A 22,298-nucleotide genomic window follows, 5' to 3' on the forward strand; every position below is an offset into this window, starting at 1 on the left:
GTGTGAAGAGATCGATGCTGATGGGGGTGCTCGGCGCCTCGTTGCTGCTCAGTGGCTGCAAAGTGGAGCTCTATACCGGAGTCACTCAGAAAGAGGGTAACGAGATGCTGGCGCTGCTGCAAACCGAGGGGATCGCCTCGGACAAGCAGCCGGATAAGGATGGCCGCATCAAGCTGCTGGTGGAGGAGTCCGACGTGGCGCAGGCCATCGAGACCCTCAAACGCAAGGGCTATCCAAAAGAGAGCTTCTCCACTCTGCAGGATGTGTTTCCCAAGGATGGCCTCATCTCCTCGCCCACCGAGGAGCGGGCTCGCCTCACCTATGCCAAGGCGCAGGAGATCTCCAATACCCTGTCGGAAATAGACGGCGTGCTGGTGGCTCGCGTCCATGTGGTGCTGCCGGAAGGCAATGAGGGGATCAGCAAGAAACCCTCTCCCGCCTCGGCCTCGGTCTTTATCAAGCATGCGGCGGATATCCAGCTCGATACCTACATTCCGCAGATCAAGCAACTGGTCAACAACAGTATCGAGGGGCTCGCCTACGACCGGATCAGCGTGGTGCTGGTGCCCTCGGCCGATGTGCGCCAGAGCCCGTTGATGCCGCGCAATACCTCGCTGTTCTCCATTGAAGTGAGCGAAGGTTCAAAATGGCGGCTGGGCGGCTTGATTGCCCTGTTGCTGGCGCTGGTGGTGACCAGCAACCTGGCGCAATACATGTGGCACCGGAGTCGGAGTCGCGGATGACGGTCGGTTTGACCCCCTATCAGCTGCGCTTTTGCCCGGCCAGTTATCTCCATGAGGCGCACCTGCCCTCATCCTGGGCGCAGGTGCCGAAACTTTTGCCCGAGTGGCGGACGCTGCCAGCCAGTAACGGCGCCTTGCTCAAGGCGCTGGCATTGGGAATTGGCTACGAGATGCCCGCGCCTCTGGGGGGATTGGCGCTGTTTCCCCAAAGTGAGCTGGTGCTGTTGTTGCGCCGTCTGGGGGCCGTGCTGCACGGCGAGGCGATCCGCCACTGCTTGCTGGCACCAACGCTGCGCCAGATCATCGCTTTGCTGGGGGAGGAGGGGCACAGAGCCGTACTCTCCCAGCTCGACTTGTTGATCGGCCCCTGGCCTGCGGGTTGGCAGCAGCCTCTGCCCGCTCAACTCGATGAGGGGGTGCTGGAAGAGGCGGGCTTGCAGTTCTGGCTGGCGGCTGCTGGGGAAGGCTACCCCGACTGGGCTCGCCGTCTCACCCTGCGACTTCCCCTAGCGCCACCTGGGCCATCATGGCCTTTGGCGGCTGACCAGCTGCCACTGGCCCGGGCGCTTTGTCTCAAGATTGCCAAACAGGTAACCCTCCAATGCTGCCATTTGTTGAAATAAAGAGTAACCATCTGCAACTGGCGCCAAGCCAGCGTATTTTGCGTAGCCAGGATTACCTCTCCTACCTGAGCGCACAGGAGCTGGTAGAGGCCGCTCGGGCCCAGGCGGCCGATATTGTGGCCGAGGCCCGCGCCGTCTATGAAGAGCAGAAGAGCCTTGGCTGGCAAGCCGGGATTGACGAGGCTCGGCGCGAACAGGCAGTGCTGATCCACCAGACCCAGTTGCAGTGCCAGGGGTACTATCGCACCGTGGAGCAGCAGATGAGCGAGGTGGTGCTGCAGGCGGTGCGCAAGATCCTGCACGATTACGATCAGGTGGCGCTCACCCTCAAGGTGGTGCGGGAGGCGCTCTCGCTGGTGAGCAATCAGAAGCAGGTGACGATACGGGTTCACCCCGAGCAGGTGCAGGCGGTGCGCGACCAGATCGCCCGGGTACACAAGGATTTCCCCGAAATCGGCTATCTCGAGATCTCCGCCGATGCCCGCCTCGATCAGGGGGGCTGCATCCTCGAGACCGAGGTGGGGATCATCGATGCCAGCCTTGACGGTCAGCTGGAGGCGCTCTCCCTCGCCATGAGCTCGGCGCTGGAAAAGCGTGGTGAACAGCAGGCCCGACTTGCCGGGGCGAATGCCGCGGTTGAATAAGGCGGCTGAATCTATGGCCGGCTACGTGAGAGAACATTTATCTGACAAGTCCCGCCGGTTGTTACTCGGCTAAAGCAAAACCGCCCCGGATAGCTGGGGCGGTTTTTTTATTTAGCGATACCGAGATGAGCTGTCTGGGTGGACAAGGGCTCAGCGATAGCGGCCACGTACCGAGCTGCTGGCGCGGCCGGCCATCTTGATCAGGCTCTGGCGGGTGTGCAGGTGGCAGAGCGCGACGCCAAGGGCATCTGCTGCATCCGCCTGCGGGGTGGCGGAGAGTTTCAGCAGATGGGTCACCATATGCTGCACCTGCTCCTTGGCGGCGCCGCCGGTGCCCACCACTGCCTGCTTGATCTGGGTGGCAGAGTATTCGCTCACCGGCAGATAGGCGTTGACCGCGGCTACGATGGCGCTGCCCCGGGCCTGTCCCAGTTTCAGGGCCGAGTCGGCGTTGCGGGCCATAAAGACCCGCTCGATGGCAAATTCGGTGGGTTTGAACTGGGTGATGATCTCGCATACCCCGTCATAGACCTGCTTGAGGCGCTCCGGCAGCTCGCCGCAATCGGTGCGGATGCAGCCAGAGCCCAAGTATTCGGCCTTGCCGCCCACGACCCGGATAACCCCGTATCCGGTGATCCGCGATCCCGGATCGATGCCCAAAATAATGCTCATGGGTGTTGATTGCTCTAAACGCGAGTGATGGCCGCCAAGATAGCAAACTGTGGCCCGTTTGGCTGTATGTCCCGGGTCAAGCGGGCAAAGATTGGACAGCCTGCGTCGGGCGTGGCTACCCCTTGAACAATTCTATGGTGTCGCCATCCTGCAGGCTGCCCGCGCCACGCACCACCACCCGATCCCCCTGCTTGAGGGCGCCGCTCACCGCTACCTGCTGGCTGTCGCCAAACAGCACGGTGACCGGCACCCGATTTACCTTGAGCGCCTTGCCACTCTGCGCCACCTGATAGACCACGCTGCCATCGGTGCCGAGCACCAGGGCATCTCGGGGCAGCAGCATGCTCTGCTGATCCCCCAGTGGCAGGGCAACCCGTACCGGCGAGCCGATGATGAAGGTGCCCGCTTCCGGTTTGAGGCGCAGCTCGATGAGGCGCGACTTGGGATCGGCGCTGGCGGCTCGCTGGTAATAGACGCCATGACCGCTCAGCTGTTCCCCCTCCACCCGCAGCCGGGTTTGCGGCGCCAGCTGCTGGGCCCAGAGAATGGGGGCCTGCAGGCGGATATCCGGCTGATCCGGGTTGACCAGCTCCAGCGCCTGCTCGCCCGCGTCCACATGCTCGCCGGGCTGGATGAAGTGGTTGTTCACCACCCCGTCGAACGGGGCATAGATGTGGCTGCGGCGCAGCTGTTCTTCAATCTGGTTCACTTGTATGGCGGCCAGCCGCTCGGCCAGCGCGGCCTGCTCCACATCGTAACTGGCCTTGTCGTACTGGCTCTGGGAGGCGCTCTTTTGCTGATGCAGCCGGGTGATCCGCTGGGATTCGGCGCGAGCGAAGCGCAAGTTGCTCTGCCATTTCGCCTGCTCGGCGCGGGCCTGCTCCAGCGAGAGGCGCAGTGCCGCGCTGTCGAGGCGCAGCAGCTCGTCCCCTTTTTTGACCCGGCTGCCAAATTCGGCGATCCACTCCACCCGGCCGCTCACTTCGGCGCTTAGCGCAGCTTGCTGGCGACTCGCCACCGTGCCGCTGACCCAGATATTGGCGGCCGCATCCCCTTGGGTCACATCCGCCAGGGTCACCATCTTGCCCTGATCGGCTAATGCCGGTAGCGCACTGCCTGCAATCAGCACCGCGCCAGCCAACATTCGGGTAATCATATGTGTCATCGATGAGCTCCTTGCTCAGGCCCGCTGGCGCAGGGGTTGTGGGATCGCCACCTGCTCCCCGAGACGTAGGAAGGCAGGCAACAGGATCAGGGTAAACAGGGTGCTGCAACTCATGCCGCCGACAATGACGGTGGCGAGCCCGCGGTAAATTTCACTCCCCTCGCTCGGACTCAGCATCAGCGGCAGCATGCCGAAGATGCTGGTGAGGCTGGTCATGGCGATGGGACGCATCCGGCTTTGCAGGGCATCGGCCACCGCCAGCTGACGGCTCATGCCGTCCCGCTCGGCGGTGCGGGTCTGATGCACCAGCAGGATGGCGTTGTTGACCACCAGTCCCAGCAGGATGACAAAGCCGATGATGGTGAGCAGATCCATCGGCAGCGGCACCAGCAGCCCGCTCAGTTGCAGTGCCAGCACGCCGCCAACTGAGGCAAGGGGCAGGGTGAGCAGCACCAGCAGGGCATCCTTGAGGGAGGCAAACACTCCCCACAGCAGCACCAGCAGGATCACCACGGCAAACAGGAAGATGGTCCCCAGATTGTCGAGCGCCTGTTGCAGGCTGTCGGCATTGCCGGCAATGCGCAGCTCGCCACCGGCGGGCAGCAGGGGACGGATGGCGGCAAAACTGCGGTTTTTCAGGGTGTCGATCACCTGCTCCATGGTCATACCCGCCGGGGGCGCTATCTGCAGGCTGATGCTGCGCCGCCCATCGGCCCGGAAGATGCTGGCCGGGCCCATGTCATGCTCCACCCGCAGCAGCTCGCCAAGGGGAACGATGCGCCCGGAGGGGGTGGCCAGCGGCACTGCCTTCAGTTCGTCCGGATTGGCGGAGCTCTGCCCCATCAGCATGATGTCGAGCCGATCCTCGCCATCGAAATACTCGCCGACCCGCAAGCCGTCGCCAAAGGTCTGGATGATGGTGGGCAGGGGTGTGCGATCCCAACCCACTTCGGCGAGACGTCGATCTTGCGGCACCAGTTTGAGCTCGGGAGCGGTGAAGTCGAGACTCGGTTCGGGCCGGACCTGTGCTCCCGGCAGGTCCTTGCTGAGGATCCCCATGCTGGCACGGGCCGCCTGATAGAGCTCGGGCAGGTTGCCCCCCTGCAGCAGCAGGGAGACGCCGTTCTCGCTGTCAAAGCCGCCAAACAGCGACCCCTGACCGCCGAACACCCGGGTGTCGGGAATGCCTACCAGCAGCTGTTTCATCAACAGGCTCTCCAGCTCCTTGATGCGGGTCTCGTCCTTGGGGCGCACGCCAATCTGGGCGCCCCCCGGGTAGCGCAAGATGTAGTAGTTCTTGAGGGCAGGCTCTTTCTCCCCCTTCATGTAGGGGGCGAGGCGGGCGATCAGGGTATCGATCACCTCTTCGCGCTGGGCCTTGAGATTGACCCCGGGGGTGAAGTTCATCCAGACATCCACCGCGTCCCGTTTCACGTCCGGCAGATAGTCCATCTTGGGCAGCAGCGCCCAGGTGGCCAGGGCCGGCAGGCTCATCATCAGGGTGATGACCGTCCAGCGCTGGCGTGAGGTCGAGGTCCAGCGGATCACATGACGGGTAGTGCGCTGCCACAGCGACTCATAGGGATCGGTCAGCGTTTCATGTCCCATCCAGCGCGCCGCCACCGCAGGCAGCACGGTGACGGCGACCAGCATGGAGACTGTCACGGCGCAGGCGATGGTGAGCGCCAGATCGGCAAACAGCTGACCCTCCACATCGTTGAGCAGCAGCACCGGCAGGAAGATGGCGACCGTGGTGAGGGTGGAGGCGACCAGCGCCGTCCACACCTGACGGGTGCCTTCAAGCGCTGCCTCCGCCTTGCTCAAATCCCCCCGCTCGTGGCGCCGGTAGATGCTCTCCAGCACCACGATGGCGGCGTCGAGCACCATGCCGACGGCAAAGGCGATGCCCGCCAGCGAGATGATATTGAGGGTGCGATCCATCACCTTGAGCAGACAGAAGGTGAGCATGATGCTAATGGGGATGGCGAGGGCAATCATCAGGGTCGCCTTGAGCCGGCGCAGGAAGAGCCAGAGGATGGCACAGGAGAGCAGCACCCCGAGCCCCAGGTTGGCAGTGACCATGCTGACGGCGCGATTGATGTAGAGGGAGGCATCGAACGACTGCTCCATGTGCAGCCCGACCGGTTCCAGCACCTCGCGGTTGAGCTCGTTCACCCGGGCCTTGATCGCCTCAAGGGAGGCCAGGGCATTGGCACCGCTCTCTTTGAAGATCTGGGCGGCGATGGCGGTATTGCCGTTCTGGATCCGCAGCACTGGGTTCTCTTCCCTGGCCACCCTTACCTCCGCCACATCCCGCAGATAGATGGGCAGGCCATCGCGCCAGTCCACCACCTTGTCCCCCAGCGACTCGACATCGTAACGACCGGCGAAGCGCAGCTTGTACTCCCAGCGACCGATGTCGAGGGTACCGGCCGACACGTCCCAGCCGGTTGTGGCCCGGCTGGCCAGTACCGGGATCTCCACCCCCAGCTCTGCGGCTCGGTAGGGGTCGAAGCGGATCTGGATCTGGCGCTCGTTTATCCCCTCGACTGCGACCGTCGAGACCCCTTCGATGCGCTCCAGCTCGGGTTTGACCCGCGCCTCGATCAGCGCCTGATGATCATCGATCCCCCCTTTGGCACCGGGCAGCTGCTGGATGAAGAAGAAGGTGAGGGTATCGTTGCTGCTGTAGTTGTTGACGTAGGGGCCGCCAATCTTGTCCGGCAATCCCGAGACCCGGTTCAGCCGCGAAATCACATCGAGTTGGGCCCGTTGCATGTCGGTGCCGAGGGCAAACTCCATGTCGATTTCGGTAAAGCCGGGATAGCTGTTGCTGACAAGGCTCTTGAGCCCCTGAACCCCCTGCATCTCCTGCTCGATGGGGTCGGTGATCTCCGACTCCATCTCTTGCGGCGAGGCTGAACGCCAGCTCACCGAGATGTTGAGGTGTGGACGGTCGATGTCGGGGAACAGCTGGATCGGCAGTCCCCGGATGCTGAGCAGGCCCAGCAGGAAAATCAGCACGATCGAGACCGCCACCCAGATGGGGCGCTCGATCGCCGTTTTGGCGAGGTTCATTCACTCTTCCTGAGTTGTTGTTATCGGCCATTCCGCTGGCCTTGCTTCCAAAGCCCCTGCAACAGGGACTCAAGCATTTAACTGGAATTCTCCTAGCTTGTAAATGCATGGTTAACAACCAAAAAAACCGGCCACGAGGGCCGGTTTGGTACTGGTTTGCCAAGGGATCAGGCGGCGTGCTCGACCTTGTTTGGCTGCTTGTTTGCTTGCTGGGAGAAGCCTTCCAGCTCGCCCGGGGCGAAGTTGTCTACCTGAATCGCTTCGTAGCGCAGGGCATCGGCGGCCAGCAGTTTGTCCGCTTCGTCCTTGCTCAGGATGGAACCGGCCAGTGCGGCGGCAACCAGCTCCGGCAGCGCCAGTTTGCGGGGCAGTTTGCCCTCTTTCTGGGCCTGCACCAGCTTCTTCTCGTAGGGCTGCACTGCGACCATGGCCTGGAAGGCACGCTCCATCAGGCCGACCGGATCCGCCTCGTCCTTGCCTACATAGCAGAGAGCGGTCAGACGGTCGCGGAATTCGCCCGGCTTCATCATGGCCAGACAGATGGCGTGGCAGCGATCGTCTGCCGGCATCTTGTAACCGACGCCGAACGGGAATACCACACGCTTGAGTACGGCACCCACCACCTTGTTCGGGAAGTTCTGGAAAAAGCCCTCGAACGCCTTGCCAATCAGGTAGAGGTTGCGCTCCACCGCGTACTGCACGAACGGCAGATCGGAGACCATGCGGCCCTGATCCTCGTAATGCTTGAGGGTTGCGGAGGCCAGATAGAGGTGGCTCAGCACGTCACCCAGACGGGCGGAGATCATCTCCTTGCGCTTGAGATCGCCACCCAGCATCAGCATGGAGACGTCGGCGCACAGCGCCAGCCCTTTACTCATACGGGAGAGCTGCTTGTAGTAGCGAGCGGTTTCACCGGCCACCGGCGCGCTGTTGAACTGGCCCAGAGTCAGCCCCTGGAACAGGGAGCCGAAGAAGTTGCCGGCGCCGAAGGCGATGTGCTTCATCAGCAGGGCGTCAAACTTCTCGAGACCGCGTTCCACGTCGGTGTCGGCCGCCGCTTCCAGCTCGGCAAACACGTACGGGTGGCAGCGGGTAGCCCCTTGCCCGAAGATCATCAGGTTGCGGGTCAGGATGTTGGCCCCTTCCACCGTGATGGCGACCGGAATACCCATGTAGGCGTAGCCGGTGTAGTTTTTCGGGCCCAGCTGGATGGCACGACCGGCGTGGATGTCCATGGAGTCATCCATGATCTGACGCGCCATTTCGGTCATGTGGTACTTGGAAATCGCGGTGACGATGGCCGGTGCCTGACCCAAGTCCAGGGAACCTGCGGTCATACGACGGGCCCCTTCCAGCTGATAGGTGAGGCCGCCGATGCGAGCCAGCGCCTCTTGCACCCCTTCAAACTTGCCGATGGACATGCCGAACTGCTTGCGTACATAGGAGTAGGCGCCCACAGTACGGCTCGCCATATGACCGCAAGCGGTGCCCAGGGCAGGCAGCGAGATGCCGCGACCGGCGGAGAGGCATTCGACCAGCATGCGCCAGCCGCGACCGGCGTAATCCGGGCCGCCGATGATCCAGTCGAGCGGAATGAACACATCCTTGCCGAAGGTCGGGCCGTTCAGGAACGCCAGACCCATGGGGTAGTGGCGATCGCCGACACGCACGCCCGGGTGGCTGGTGGGGATGAGGGCGCAGGTGATGCCGAGCTCTTCCTTGTCACCCAGCAGTTTTTCCGGGTCATAGAGTTTGAACGCCAGCCCCAGCACGGTAGCGCGCGGCGCCAGGGTGATGTAGCGCTTGTTCCAGTTGAGGCGAATACCCAGCACCTCTTCACCCTTGTGCATCCCTTTGCAGACGATCCCCTTGTCAGGAATGGCACCTGCATCGGAGCCCGCCTCCGGCCCGGTCAGGGCGAAGCAGGGCACCTCTTTGCCATTGGCCAGCCCCGGCAGCCAGAAATCTTTCTGGGCCTGGGTGCCGTAGTGCATCAGCAGCTCACCCGGGCCGAGAGAGTTCGGCACCATGACGGTGACCGCCACGCTCAGGCTCTTGGTGGCGATGCGGGTGACGATGGTGGAGTTGGCAATCGCCGAGAATTCGCGGCCGCCGTAGGATTTCGGGATGATCAGGGAGAAGAAGCCTTCCTTCTTCAGATAGTCCCACACCGGCTCTGGCAGGTCTTTGGTTTCGTTGACGATCTTGAAGTCATCAACCATGGCGAGCAGGGTTTCGACCTGATTGTCGATAAAGGCCTGCTCCTCTGCGGTCAGCTCGGCCTTGCCGTAGCCGTGCAGTTTTTTCCAGTCGGGGTTGCCGCGAAACAACTCGCCATCCCACCAGACGGAGCCGGCCTCCATGGCCTCCCGCTCGGTAGCTGACAAGGGCGGCAGTATCTTTTTGAAGATGCCGAACACCGGACGGGTTACCACCTTTTTACGGATGGAGGGTACGCCGAGCACAACGGCTATCGCCAGCACCAGCAGGACAAGCAATGTGATCATACCGAAGTTCCTTCTATTTCACTGTTTCCGTTGATTTATTGTTGGTTGTTACACGGCCAGGGAGAGCCTGGTCGACTCCACGGGCGCCCCGACTCCGGACGCCAGATAAGGAATAACGTTGCGCACCAGCCCTTCCACATCGAGCTGCTGGCCAAAGTCGGCCAGGGCGATGTCGCGCAGCGCATCGGCGGAGGCCATGGTGAATACGACGGTGCCCAGGGTGAAGTGCAGGCGCCAGAAGAGATCCGCCGGCGACAGAGCCGGATTGGCCTTGGAGATGGCCTGGGTGATCCGCTGCAAAATGGGGCCATAGTGGGCGGTGATAAAGCGGCGCAGGTGGCCCTGGCTGTCGATATAGCCGCGCCCCAGCAGCTGCATGAAGATGGCCGGGCCGTTGGCCCGTACCGCCGAGAGCTTCATCAGCGGCTCGACAAAGCTTTCAAACAGTTGCAGCAGGGTCAGCTGCTCCTGCTCCATCAGTACCCGCAGGCGAGCATCGAGATCGGGCATAAACAGGCTCAGATAGCGGTCGAGCACCGCCTGGATCAGCTCCTTCTTGGAGCCGAAGTGATAGTTCACCGACGCCAGATTGACATCGGCCTCACTGGTGATCAGACGCAAAGAGGTATCGGCGAATCCCCGCTCGGCAAACAGCACTTCAGCGGCGTCGAGAATACGGTTTTTGGTATCGATTTTACTCACTGGACACCTCACTTAAACGAATGTTTAAAAAGTACGTTTCATAACGTGAAGTGTCAAGAGAATGTGAATGAGTGTTAGCGGAATGTTTTTCGATGAAAAAAGTAAAGTGGGCGGAACTTAGTCAAAAAGCAGGACTCTATATCTATGCCACTGCAATTAAACATTAAGTCTCGCCCAACCTGCTCCATGCTAGTTGGGCCTTTTTTTTGCGCGTTTGTTACCGGTTTGCAGGCAAAAAAAAACCGCCGCAGGGCGCGACGGTGGGGAAAGTGAGTTCGCGTCATCCTGACGGCAAACTGTCGATGCGAGTTCAGGCATGTATCGACGGGGGCAGTATGCCAGCCAGGGTCCTTCAGACTATGTCAGCTTCGCGGTATTTTGTGACAAAGTGTGGCAAGCACTGGCGTGGCCCAAGCTGCCGCTCTTTGCTATGCTGCCCTTTCAAAATATGAGGGGAGAGAAGATGAAGTACCCGGTCGATACCCACACTCACACCATTGCCAGCACCCATGCCTACAGCACCATCCACGACTATCTGCCGATAGCCAGGGCCAAGGGGATCAAGCTGTTTGCCACCACGGATCACGGCCCCGAGATGGCCGATGCTCCTCATGTCTGGCACTTTGCCAACTTGCCAATACTGCCAAGAGTGGTGGATGGGGTAGGGATCCTGCGGGGTATCGAGGCCAACATCAAAAACCTGGAGGGGGAGATCGATTTTCCCGAGCGTTACGAGTCGCGCCTCGACATGATCATGGCGGGTTTTCATGAGCAGGTATTCCCTCCCTGCGATCAGGCTACCCACACCCAGGCGATGATCAACGCCATCAAGAGCGGTCGGGTCGACATGATCAGCCACCCGGGCAACCCCGCATTTCCCATCGACATTCAGGCGGTGGTCAAGGCGGCTGCGGACTATCGGGTGGCGCTGGAGATCAACAACTCCTCCTTCATTCATTCCCGTCCGGGCAGCGAAGGCAACTGCCGTGCCATAGTCGAAGCCGCGCGAGATCTGGGGGCCTATCTCACTTTCGGCTCCGATTCCCACGTGGCATTTACTCTTGGCGATTTTGGCCACTGCCACCGTCTGGTAACCGAAGCGGGCTTCCCGCAAGAGCGGCTCCTGGTGCGCTCCCCCCGTGCCCTGCTCGATTTCCTCGAGAGCCGCGGCCGCGCCCATATCCCCGAGTTTGCCGACCTGTAAATCGGGCGCTAACACCATGAGCCAACTCATAAAATCGAGCTGCCTCAATTGACTTGCCGGCCATTTTTTATGAATGTGGAGAGCAACAAGCCGGTATAGCTCAGTTGGTAGAGCAGCGCATTCGTAATGCGAAGGTCAGGAGTTCGATTCCCCTTATCGGCACCAAAAAACACAAAGGGTTAGCTTATGGGCGAAGCTAACCCTTTGTGTTTTTTGGTTGGTGGCCCCTTCTCATCCCCCTCTTTTGCGCTCGCAAAGCCAAGGGGGAAGGGTTGGCAGGCCAGACACCCGGTAGGTGGCCACTCAGGTGGTAACCAAGCGGCGCTCGCTATTCCCCTCAGGTCACCTCGGGTTCTGGCTTGGCCGGTTCCGCCTGCATGGTGTGTTGCCCTCCTTGCCTCGGGCACACCAGCTTGTCGATGCGCACCGCAGCTACCTTGAACTCGGGGATCTTGGCGTGGGGGTCGGTGGCATTGATGGTGAGCCGGTTGGCCGGGGCTTCGGCAAAGTGGAACGGGATAAAGACCACGCCCGGTTGCATCCGCTTGGTGACGAAGGCGGGCAGCTCGATATGGCCGCGGCGGCTGGTGACCTTCACCCGCTCACTGTTGCTGATGCCCATCCGCTCGGCGTCCGCCACGCTCATCATCACCCGCGGGCCAGCCAGCTTGTCGAGCCCCCTGGTCTTGCGGGTCATGGTGCCGGTGTGGAACTGCTCCAGCAGGCGGCCGGTAGTGAGCACGATGGGATAGGTCTCGTCGGGCAGTTCGGCTGCATAGCGGAACGGGGTGGCGACCATCTCCCCCTTGCCGCGGGTGAACTGCTTGCCGTGGAGCAGGCGAGTGCCTTCGGGCGCCGCGTCGTTGCAGGGCCACTGTAGCCCTTGCGCTCCCACCTTGTCCCACTGGATGCCGGCGTATTGCGGGGTTACCCGGCAGATCTCGGCGGTGATCTCCTGCGGGTGTTGATAGCGCCAGTCGCCGCCCATGGCGTTGGCGATCTGCTGGATTATCCACCAATCCTCCCGCGCGTCACCCGGCGCCTTGAGGGCGGGGGAGATGCGCTGCACCCGCCGCTCGGTGTTGGTGAAGTGGCCGCTTTTCTCGGCAAAGGAGCAGGAGGGGAGCACCACATTGGCGAGCTGGGCGGTTTCCGAGAGGAAGATATCCTGCACCACCAGAAACTCCAGCTGCTTGAGCCCCTCGATGACGTGATGCTGATCCGGATCGCTCAGCATCGGGTTCTCCCCCATCACATAGAGCCCCTTGATGCTGCCCGCACAGGCGGCATCTATGGTTTCGGTGAGGGTTAGGCCCGGTGTGCGCGGTAAGTCTGGCTGCTGCCAGGCGGCGGCGAAGCGGGCATGTACTTCGGGGTTGGCCACCTTCTGATAGCCGGGCAGGCAGTTTGGCAAGGCCCCCATGTCACAGGCACCCTGCACGTTGGATTGGCCCCGCAGCGGGTTGATGCCACCCCCTTCGATGCCGATGTTGCCGCACAGCAGTTGCAGGTTGGCGATGGCCCGCACGTTGTCGTGGCCGGTAGTGTGCTGGGTTATCCCCATCGAGTAGTAGATGGCAGTGCGCTCGGCGGTGCCGATGAGGCGCGCGAGCTCGATCACCTGCTCGGCCGGTACGCCGGTGACAAGAGCCACCTTGTCCGGGGCATAGGTCGGAGAGAGCACCTCCGCTTGCAGCGCCTCGAACCCTTCTACTCGTGCGGCGATATAGGCCTGGTCGTGCCAGTTGTTCTGGATGATCTGCTGCATCAGGCCGTTGAGCAGCATTACGTCGGTGCCGGGGCGGTGGGCCAGATAGAGGCTGGCGTGGTCGGCCATCTCGATCCGCTTGGGATCGGCCACTACCAGCCGCGCCTTGCCCGTGGTGACTGCCCGCTTGATATGGGAGCCGATGATGGGGTGGGCTGCCGAGGTGTCGGAGCCGATGATGAAGATGAGATCCGAGTGGTCGATGCTCGGGATGTCGTTGGTCATGGCGCCACTGCCGAGTGACGCCTCCAGCCCGGTAACGGTGGAGGCGTGGCAGAGCCGCGCGCAGTGATCCACGTTGTTGGTGCCCAGCTCCCGGCGCATGAACTTCTGGAACAGGTAGTTCTCTTCGTTGGTTGTTTTGGCCGATGAGAAACCTGCCAGCGCATCGCTGCCATAGCGCTGGCGCAGGGTAGTGAAACGCTCGGCCACCAGGGCGATGGCCTCTTGCCAGCTGGCTGGCACCAGCTTGCCATCCTTGCGGACAAGCGGCGTGGTGAGGCGCTCCTCGCTCTGAATAAAGTCAAAGCCGAAGCGCCCCTTGACGCAGAGCAGACCCTGATTGACCGGCGAGTTGCGATTCCCCTCCACATAGCGGATGCGGTTGCGCGCCTCATCGACGTAGAGGGTGACACCGCAGCCGACCCCGCAGTAGGTGCAGATGGTATTGACCGGCGTGAGCAGTTCGGTGCGCCCCTGCGACTTGTCGCGGGCATCCACCAGGGCTCCGGTAGGGCAGACCTGTACACAGGCGCCGCACTGCACGCAGTGGGAGTCGCCCATCGAGAGTCCCGTGTCGAACTGGGGGCGGTTCGAGAGGGTGCCATCGCTGTGCTTGGCAAAGTGCAGCACTCCCTGCACCGCTTGCTCACCACAGGTCTGCACGCACTGGCCGCAGCCGATGCAGCGGTTGGCATCAAAGACGATAAATTCGCTGCTGTTATCCACTGCAAACTTCTGGCACTGACTGGTGTCGAGAGCGCGCTGCTCGACCTCGTATTCGGTGGCATAGTCGCGTAGCGCGCAATCGGTGTTGGCCTGACAGCCGCACTCGAGGCAGCGACTGGCCTCGCTGCGGGCATCTGCATCACTCAGCCCACGCTCCACCTCGGCAAAGCTGCCCTCGCGATCCTGCTCTGCCAGATGAGGCATGATGGTACGGGCGACTTTATTCAGGTGAGCAAACTGGGCGGGATCGACCTGCTTGAGTGTGGGTGCCTTGCAGGCGTTGAAAGGGCGAACCGGGTCGATCATGTCACCGTGGAGGAACTGATCGATGGCCAGTGCCGCCTTGCGACCATCGGCGACCGCTTCGATGGCGGTGGCGGGCCCGCGGCGCAGATCGCCGATGGCGAACAGGTTGCCGTGGCCGCTGTGCATGGTCTCGGGGTGGGATTCCAGCGTCTGCCAGCGGGTGAAGGGGAGGGTGAGGGGCTCCCCTTCCATAAAGCTGAGATCCGGCTGCTGCGACACCGCCGCAATCACGGTATCGAACTCTTCAATGAGGTACTCGCCAGTGGGCTCCGGGCGGCGGCGACCGGAGGCGTCCGGCTCGCCGAGGGCCATCTTCTCGAGGCGTACCTGACAGACGCGACCAGCCTCATCGGCCAGATTTTCTACCGGATTGGTGAGCATCAAAAAGCGCATCCCTTCGTGCTCCGCCTCGTCGATCTCGTAGGCTTCGGCGGGCATCTCGGCGCGGGTGCGGCGATAGATCAGGATGGTTTCAGCCCCCAGCCTGACCGCCGTGCGGGCGCAGTCAATGGCGGTATTACCACCCCCGATCACCGCAACCTTCTTGCCAGTGGTGAGCCGCTTGGTGAGCATCTGATCCTTGAGGTAATCGACCCCGAGATAACAACCGGCCAGGGTGCTGCCCGGGTAATCCATCGGTACCGCCTTGGAAACGCCAACCGCCAGACAGACCGCATCATAGTCGCGGCACAGCGCCGAGAGAGTGATCTGGTGGCCCAGTCGCTGCCTGGTGTGGATCCGCATGCCACTCTGGCACATCAGCGCAATCTCCTGATCGAGGATCGCCTTGGGCAGCCGGTATTCGGGGATGCCGTAGCGCAGCCAGCCACCCGCTTCGGGCATCGCCTCGAACAGATCGACCTCGAACCCCTCGTAACCCAGATAGTAACCGCAGGTGAGGCCGCCCGGGCCGCTGCCGATAATGGCCACCCGCTTGCCCTTGGCGGGCTTCTTTGCCGGTTGATAGGGAGCAACCTCGGCCAGATCGAGATCGGCGGCATGGCGCTTGAGCTGACGAATGGCCAGCGGCTCATCCACCAGCGCGCGGCGGCACTCCGCTTCACAAAAAGCGGGGCAGACCCGGCCAATGGAAAGGGGCATCGGCAGGGTCTGCTTGATGACGGCCATGGCCGCCTCGTGCTCCCCCATGGCGATGTGGTGCAGATAGGATTGAATGTCCACCCCGGCCGGACAGGCGCGTTGGCAGGGGGCTTCGCAATCGGCGTAGTGATCCGAGAGGATGCGGCCGAGCGCCTGCTGGCGGTGCGCGCTCAGTGCCTCGCTTTGCGTCGTTATCACCATCCCTGCCACGGGGCGCGTCTCGCAGGCGCGCCGGATGCCAAGACTGGTAATTTCAACCACGCAGAGGTCGCAGGGGGTCTTGGGGCCGCTGATGTTGTCACCGCACAGGGAGGGGATATCAGTCTGGTGCTGTTTGGCTATCTGGAGCAGGGTTCTGGTCGGGTCAACCGTCAACTGAGCCCCATCGAGGGTGATGGTGATCATGGCGTCATAACTCGCTTTCAAGGCGCAGAAAATGCTGCATCTGGCGGAGCCAGCAGGGGAAGCGACAGGGAGGCCGCTTGCTATACGCTCACCATAACAAAGATTATTTACAACTTTATTTGATTTTAGACAGCTTATTGTTCAAAAGAGAAAACGATTTCAGGTTGTCTTGTCTACCTCATCGGCTCGGCGCATCGTTGAGAACCATTCCTTTTAAAGCAAGTGATTCATTGTCTTATTGTCAGTTTATGAGTCTGGTAGAAGAGAGGCTGCTCTCGCTATCGGTAGGCGTGATCCGCCAGTAGCACCATTTGTGATGCAACTTATTTTGCATAAATGGTGACTCAAGGCATGCGGCGAATGCAGAGCAAAGGGGGGGCACTCGGTTGGATAAAAGGTTGGTGGATAGGGGGCGGGCATGCGTGAGTGGCGAGTCCTAGATAAAGAAAATGGCCACCTTTTCCAAGGCGGCCATTCACGTTGCCGGTCGGCGCGCTGTTGGCCCGAAGGGTTGGTCGCAGGAGATCAGCCGGATATCAGGGTCGGCAGTCGGGCTTGCCAGATCTGGTGCCAGTGCTGCAGTTCGCTGCGCGGCATCGGGCGGGCGGTGAAGAAGCCCTGACAGATATCGCACCCCAGCTTGGCCAGCAGTTGCCAGGTCTGCACATCTTCCACCCCTTCGGCGACTGATTTCAGCCCCAGCTTGCGGGCCAGCTCGATGCTCGACTCGATGATGGCCAGACGGGAGGGGTCGGCATAGCAGCGATCGACAAAAGATCGATCAAGTTTGAGCTCGGTAAAAGGCAGCAGCGCCAGCTGCTGCATCGAGGAGTAGCCGGTACCGAAGTCATCGATGGAGAGGCCAAAGCCGTGCATCCGCAGCCGGGTCAGCACCTCCAGCGCCTTGCCGATATCCTCGACAAACGAGCTTTCGGTCACCTCCAGGGTGATCAGCTCGGGGTTGACGCCCCAACGCTGGCACTGGTTGATCAGGAAGTGGCAGAGATCTCCCTCAATCAGCGAGGTGGTTGAGAGATTCATCGACAGATTGAGGGAGAGACCGGTCTGGCCCCACAGATGGCAATCCTGCAGCGACTTGTTGATGATGACATCGGTCAGCTGGTCGATAAGGCCGTTGTTTTCCGCCAGCGGGATAAACATGCCGGGGGAGATCAGCCCGTATTCCGGATGCTGCCAGCGGGCCAGCGCCTCCATCCCCACCCACTGGCCGGACGCAAAGCCGACCTTGGGTTGATACCAGGGCAGCAACTGATCGTTGTCGAGGGCGCGTTTGAGCTCGTCCACCGAGAGGACGAGGCCATCGTCCTTGCTCGAGGGGGCCGACTTGGGTGCCCAGGAGTCGATCAACTGGCGCAGCCGCTGCGGGCTGGAGGGTTTCTCGATGCGACCCAGCACATGGAGACCATAGGCCGCGCTCATGCGCAGCACGGCCTCCACCACGTCATCTTCCAGCGCGCTGGAGAGGATGATGCCGCCCCGAAAGCCACCCAGCGAGAGGCGGCGCAGCAGCGCCATGCCATCCATGCCGGGCATCCGCAGATCGCAGAACAGGATGTCGACAGCGTGGCTCTGGCAGAGCGCCAGGGCTTCGATGCCGTCTGCGGCCTCCAGCAGTTGCTGATAACCGAGCGCCCGGATCTGGTGCATCAGGGTCTTGCGTTGAAACCCGTGATCCTCGACTACCATGATGACCAACTCGTCTGCCGTTCTACTCATCGAGCCACAATCCCATTTCACGTTCAATATTGTTCATCTGTTCTTCCACTCTCTGTGTCAGCAGCGCGAGCTCGCTCAACTGTTTGAGGCGGGCCGCCGATTCCAGTTGCGCCGCCTGCTCGGCCAGGGAGAGCTCCCCGACCATTCTGGCTGCCCCTTTGATGCGGTGGGCGATCTCCACCAGCTCCTGGCTATCATCGGAGGAGAGCGCGCTCATCATAGCGTGGCAATCTTTCCGGTTGGAGGCCAGATACTCCCTTGCCATGCTTTTGGCAATCTCTTCATCGCCAAACAGATCTTGCCAGCGACCGATCATGTCGAGATTGATGGCCTGTCGAGCGGGCACTCTCTCTGTGATCGTAGTCGCGGGCAACCACCGCAGCAGCATCTGGCGCAGTGACTCCAGCGAATAGGGTTTGCACAGCATGCCGTTCATGCCGGCTGCCGTCATATTGGCTGCCGCCTCCTCCGAGGTATCGGCGGTGACGCCGATGATGGGTGCCTGCTCCCCTTGTTCCCGCAGGCGGCGGGTCAGGGTGTAGCCATCCATGTGCGGCATGTGGCAGTCGGTGATCAGCAGGGCGAAATCCCGGGTTTGCCAGGCGTGCAACGCCTTCTCGCCATCTTCCACTACCTCGCACTCCACCCCCAGAATCGCCAGCTGACGGGTCAGCAGGGCGCGATTGACCAGATGGTCATCGGCGACCAGCACCCGCCCGCCCAGTTTTTCGATGCTGGCGGCATGGGTGGTCACGGCTGGCCCGGTGATCAGTTCGCGGCAGCTTTCGAGCAACAGATCCGGATAGAGGGGGGATTGGCCGAGGCGCCACCAATTCTCCGAGCCCATGCGCCCCCGCAACGCTTCGCGGGGGGAGAGGATGACCCCCTTGAGAGTGCCGGATTGCAGCAAGGTGTGCCAATCGCTCCCCAGACTGGACTCCAGCGCGGCCTCTTCCGCCAACAGCAGGCCGTCGAGATTGGCGGTGAGCTGGTGGATCTCGAGGGGGCTCAACCGGGCGCCGAGCCGTGCCATGGTGGCCTGCAAGGCGGCATCGCTACCCAGCCACCACCATTCGCTGCCCGCCAGTGCGGGTGGCTCCCACAGGCCATTGAGCAGCGGGATGCTGAAGCGGAAACAGGCCCCTGCACCGAGCTGGCTCTTGACCGTCAGGGTACCGCCCATCTTCCTCACCAACTGCTCACAGATGGCCAGGCCCAGACCGGTGCCACCAAAGCGGCGATTGATATCGGATTCCACCTGCTCGAACGGGGTAAAGAGCAGCGCTTGCTTCTCTTCGGCGATGCCGATGCCGGTATCCGTCACCGCGATAACCAGCTGCTGGTCCTGATAGCTGACCTGGATCGAAATGGTGCCCTGCTCGGTGAACTTCACCGCATTGTTGAGCAGATTGGAAACCACCTGGCCCACTCTGACCGGATCGATATCGGCCAGGTCGGGGAGTTGATCCTCCCACTGGAGCGTGACCTTCAGCCCCTTGCTGTAGGCCAGTGTTGCATGGCCGCGGATCACATCGCACACCACGGGTAGCAGACGGCAGGATTGGCGATTGAGGTGCAGCTGACCCGCCTCGATTTTGGAAAAGTCGAGGATATCGTTGACCAGATAGAGCAGGTGGTTGGCCGAGCTCTCCACATTGCGCAGCAGATAGCGCTGGTCATCATTGAGCTCGCTCATGCGCAGCAGCTCCAGCATGCCGTGCATGCCCGAGATGGGGGTTCTCAACTCATGGCTCATGGTGGCCAGAAAAAGGCTGCGAGCCTGCATCGCCTGCTCGGCCGCGGCGCGCGCCTCGCGCAGCTCATGCTCCTGTTGCTTGATGGCGGTGATGTCCTGCACCACGCCGTTGAGCAGGCGATCATGGCCCTGTTGCGCCACAAAGTTGCCGCGGATCTGGATATAGCGCTCCCCTTGAACAGAGGGCACCAGCACCTCCATATCGAGCGGCTCAAGGGTTTGCGCATGTTTGGCCACCTTATCGATAAAGGCTGCCAACGCCTCATCGTTCAAGCCGAGGATCACGCTGCCAGACTCGGCTGCCATCAACTCTTGGTGGGTCATCCCGAGAATGTCGCTGGCCCCCTGGGACAGATAGAGGAATTTCCCCTTGCCGGCCCCTTGCCAGAGATATTGATAAACCAGACCCGGCATGCTGTCGGTGATATCCCGCAGTCTGCCCTCCACTTCCCGCACCTTGTTTTCGGCGGCCTTGAGGGCACTGACATCGGTCAATACCGTCAGCACCCCCTGAATCGCGCCGTCTGCTGCGCGATAGGGCAACTTGACGTAGACCACGTGAAGGGGAACATCCCCCTCGCGCTGGGTATAACCCGATCCTTCGAAGATATCGCCGGTTTCCCAGACCGCACGCTCCTCGCGCAACATCTGTTGCCGCTCGTCCTCGGTCATATAGCCCCAGCGATCACCTTCTTCCCCACCACCGACAAACAGCTCGCGGTATGCCCGGTTGCTGAGGGTCAGGCGATGATCGCGATCCCGTAGCGCCACCATATTGGGCAGGGAGTCGAGCAGGGTCTGGATAAACACCAACTGCTCATTGAGCGTCTTCTCGGCCCGTTGTCGCTGCACGATCTCCCGTTTCAGAGTGCGGTTCTAGGCCCAGAACAGGGTAAACAGCAGGGTGGCAGTTGCGCCGCTCATTACGAACCAGAACAGCACTGTTTCGCTATTGATGCCGGTCTGCACGCTCATGGAGAGCCAGCGTCTCTCCACTTTATTGAGCTCCTCCGGCGGTATCGAATAGAGCACCTTGGTAAGGATCCGCTGCAGCATGGGATCTTTGCGCGTGGCCATGGCGACCGGCAGGCGCAAGTCTTTGCCGGCATAGACCACCTGATAGCGTTCGCTCACCCGTTTGTTGACGGATGGCAGAGTGACCATCACGTAGTCGGCATCGCCCGTGTCCAGCAGCTCCAGCAAGCGGTTGTCATTGTTGACCTCTACCGGATGGGCGCCGATGTGGGTCAGTAGATCTTTATCCAGCGAGCCATGCACCATGCCGACCCGTTTCCCTCGCAGCAGTGAGAGATCGGTGATATCGGCACTGCGTTTGGGGGCAATAACGACCCGATCGACAAACAGATAGCCGGGGGTGAACAGCGCAAACTGGCCGCGATCGTGGTTGGGGGATATGGCCGGAATAAAATCGATCTGCCGCAGCTTCAGCATATTCTGGGTTTCACCCCAGCTATTGGTGCGAACCAGAGAGAACTTCAGCCCGGAGACTTGCTGCATCAGCGCCATCAGGTCTGCCACATAACCGACCAGCCTGCCCCGGTAATTGAATTCGCTCATGGAGGTCCAGTCCGGGGAGACGCCGTAAGTCAGCTCAGGATGCTGGTTGAGCCACTCCTGCTCCTCAGGGGTAAACTGGACAGACTTCACCGCTCCTGAGTCCGCAGGTTGGCTAGTTGTGGTGGCGGCCAGCATGTGACGACGATCCTCAACCGGTATCTCGTTGAATGCCTTGCTCACCAGGCTGACCAGTGCCGGGTCGCTCTTGTGCATATTGATGGAGAGAGACGTGCCGCTTACCCATTCCGGAGTGGCAATGGTGAAACCAGCCTTGGGGTGCTGATCTTTCACCATCACCAGTGACGGCATGTCAGCAAGATAGGTGTCAGCCATGCGCTTTTTGAGCATAAAGGCCGCTTCGCTGCGACTCTCTGCTTCGGTCACACGAGGAAATCCCAGTTTTTTCAATTCACTGCAAGCATTGACTCCCGTGACACATACCCAGTGCAAACCATGGGCATCCTGTCGTGACAACTTCGTTTTGCCATTGTTGAGCAGCACGCCGCGCGGCATGGAGAGCAAAAACGGGAGGGAGACAATATTGGAGCGCCATTGTTCGCTTGGCTGGTCGTTCACCAGTATGTCGATTTCGCCGTGGTCAAGCCCGGTTAGCGCATCCACGTAGGAGGGGTAAACCTTGTAGCGCAGGGTCAACCCGAGCGTTCTGGCAATCTGCTGCGCAATATCGGGGACTGGGCCGGTAAAACGTTGATCTGCATCCTTATAGCTGTATGGAGGATCACCCATCATCGGCATGCCGATGACCAACTCTTGGTGAGATGACAGCCAGGCGCGCTCAGACAGATCAAACTCGTCTTCATTCAGACTGGTAATGGCGTGCGCAGCCACGCCCCAGAGTAGTAGCAGGAGAAACAGGAATAGACGATCACATTGGCGGAGCATCAGAAGGAATCCAACAGAATTGGGCGCATATTGTAAGTGCATTAAAATGCAGCGGCCAACATCAATTTACTCAATATTGGGTCATGACATGCCGATGTGCGGTTGTGAGTCCGGCTAGTACCGGGATGGCAACCTGATGATAAAGCTTGCGCGGTGATGCGCCTGATTTTTTTTGCCAAAGGCCAGTTCAAGGGGGATATTGGAAAAAAAACCAACCAGTTTGATATCGGTAAACAACATGGACATGGACAAACAAAAAGGGCCACCTCTTGCGAGATGGCCCTTTCCAAACGTTTGGTGGAGTTCTTTAGACCTAAGGTTTATCAATTGAATGAATGAATTGATTCTTCTCAATTAAAACAACGTCTTATAATGCCGCTGATTTTAATTAGGAATTTTTTTAGGTAAATTTGTTCTGTTTTTCCACGATCTGTGGACAACCCCCCCGCATAGGGGAT

The 22,298-nt window shown here is 60.9% G+C and carries 12 protein-coding genes, 1 tRNA gene and 1 pseudogene; 6 read left to right on the plus strand and 8 right to left on the minus strand.

The window, feature by feature from the left end:
* The first annotated feature begins 2 nt into the window (after positions 1 to 2).
* From ascJ to ascL, 3 genes are read left to right on the plus strand one after another with little or no spacing between them, the layout of a single operon-like run.
* A complete protein-coding gene (gene ascJ / locus VF684_RS11115; RefSeq protein ID WP_179831119.1) occupies positions 3 to 743 on the plus strand; it encodes a SctJ family type III secretion inner membrane ring lipoprotein AscJ in 741 nt (246 codons plus the stop codon).
* On the plus strand, positions 740 to 1,366 hold the full coding sequence (locus VF684_RS11120; RefSeq protein ID WP_139440118.1) for a SctK family type III secretion system sorting platform protein: 627 nt from the start codon (positions 740 to 742) through the stop codon (positions 1,364 to 1,366). Before ascJ ends, VF684_RS11120 begins: the two co-directional genes overlap by 4 nt.
* Positions 1,345 to 2,010, plus strand: a complete 666-nt coding sequence (ascL, locus tag VF684_RS11125) for a SctL family type III secretion system stator protein AscL (RefSeq protein ID WP_021229960.1) — start codon at positions 1,345 to 1,347, stop codon at positions 2,008 to 2,010. The genes VF684_RS11120 and ascL overlap by 22 nt, the downstream gene beginning before the upstream one ends.
* 150 nt (positions 2,011 to 2,160) lie before the next feature.
* Here the strand turns inward: ascL and ruvC are convergent, their stop codons facing one another.
* From ruvC to VF684_RS11150, 5 genes are all read right to left on the minus strand, one after another.
* Positions 2,161 to 2,682, minus strand: a complete 522-nt coding sequence (ruvC, locus tag VF684_RS11130; RefSeq protein ID WP_005334512.1) for a crossover junction endodeoxyribonuclease RuvC — start codon at positions 2,680 to 2,682, stop codon at positions 2,161 to 2,163.
* A gap of 115 nt (positions 2,683 to 2,797) precedes the next feature.
* Positions 2,798 to 3,847 (minus strand): efflux RND transporter periplasmic adaptor subunit, encoded by a 1,050-nt coding sequence (locus tag VF684_RS11135; protein WP_204381648.1) that lies wholly within the window; start codon positions 3,845 to 3,847, stop codon positions 2,798 to 2,800.
* 15 nt (positions 3,848 to 3,862) lie between these two features.
* On the minus strand, positions 3,863 to 6,925 hold the full coding sequence (locus tag VF684_RS11140; RefSeq protein ID WP_201997998.1) for an efflux RND transporter permease subunit: 3,063 nt from the start codon (positions 6,923 to 6,925) through the stop codon (positions 3,863 to 3,865).
* Between the two features lie 167 nt (positions 6,926 to 7,092).
* Complete coding sequence (locus tag VF684_RS11145) at positions 7,093 to 9,432, minus strand: acyl-CoA dehydrogenase (RefSeq protein WP_005353557.1); 2,340 nt, start codon at positions 9,430 to 9,432, stop codon at positions 7,093 to 7,095.
* 48 nt (positions 9,433 to 9,480) lie between these two features.
* A complete protein-coding gene (locus VF684_RS11150) occupies positions 9,481 to 10,134 on the minus strand; it encodes a TetR/AcrR family transcriptional regulator (protein WP_005334507.1) in 654 nt (217 codons plus the stop codon).
* A 463-nt stretch (positions 10,135 to 10,597) separates the two neighbouring features.
* On the opposite strand from VF684_RS11150, the gene VF684_RS11155 reads away from it, so the two are divergent.
* Together VF684_RS11155 and VF684_RS11160 are read left to right on the plus strand one after the other, a co-directional pair.
* Complete coding sequence (locus VF684_RS11155) at positions 10,598 to 11,338, plus strand: phosphatase (RefSeq protein WP_139440121.1); 741 nt, start codon at positions 10,598 to 10,600, stop codon at positions 11,336 to 11,338.
* 89 nt (positions 11,339 to 11,427) lie between these two features.
* Positions 11,428 to 11,503 (plus strand) — tRNA-Thr (locus VF684_RS11160).
* Between the two features lie 172 nt (positions 11,504 to 11,675).
* Here the strand turns inward: VF684_RS11160 and fdhF are convergent.
* The 3 genes and pseudogenes from fdhF to VF684_RS11175 all read right to left on the minus strand — a co-directional run bounded on the left by fdhF (position 11,676) and on the right by VF684_RS11175 (position 21,840).
* Positions 11,676 to 15,866, minus strand: a complete 4,191-nt coding sequence (fdhF, locus tag VF684_RS11165) for a formate dehydrogenase subunit alpha (protein WP_376899995.1) — start codon at positions 15,864 to 15,866, stop codon at positions 11,676 to 11,678.
* Between the two features lie 525 nt (positions 15,867 to 16,391).
* Entirely contained in the window at positions 16,392 to 17,603 is a 1,212-nt protein-coding gene (locus VF684_RS11170) for an EAL domain-containing response regulator (protein WP_376899997.1), read from the minus strand.
* A pseudogene (locus VF684_RS11175) lies at positions 17,596 to 21,840 on the minus strand (ATP-binding protein). The gene VF684_RS11170 and the pseudogene VF684_RS11175 overlap by 8 nt, the downstream one beginning before the upstream one ends.
* Before the next feature lie 153 nt (positions 21,841 to 21,993).
* On the opposite strand from VF684_RS11175, the gene VF684_RS11180 reads away from it, so the two are divergent.
* Positions 21,994 to 22,179 (plus strand): hypothetical protein, encoded by a 186-nt coding sequence (locus tag VF684_RS11180; RefSeq protein ID WP_440174230.1) that lies wholly within the window; start codon positions 21,994 to 21,996, stop codon positions 22,177 to 22,179.
* The last annotated feature ends 119 nt before the right edge of the window (positions 22,180 to 22,298 follow it).

Origin of the sequence: Aeromonas sp. Lyrl_2 (assembly GCF_051948815.1) — a bacterium.
Taxonomy (GTDB): domain Bacteria; phylum Pseudomonadota; class Gammaproteobacteria; order Enterobacterales; family Aeromonadaceae; genus Aeromonas; species Aeromonas veronii.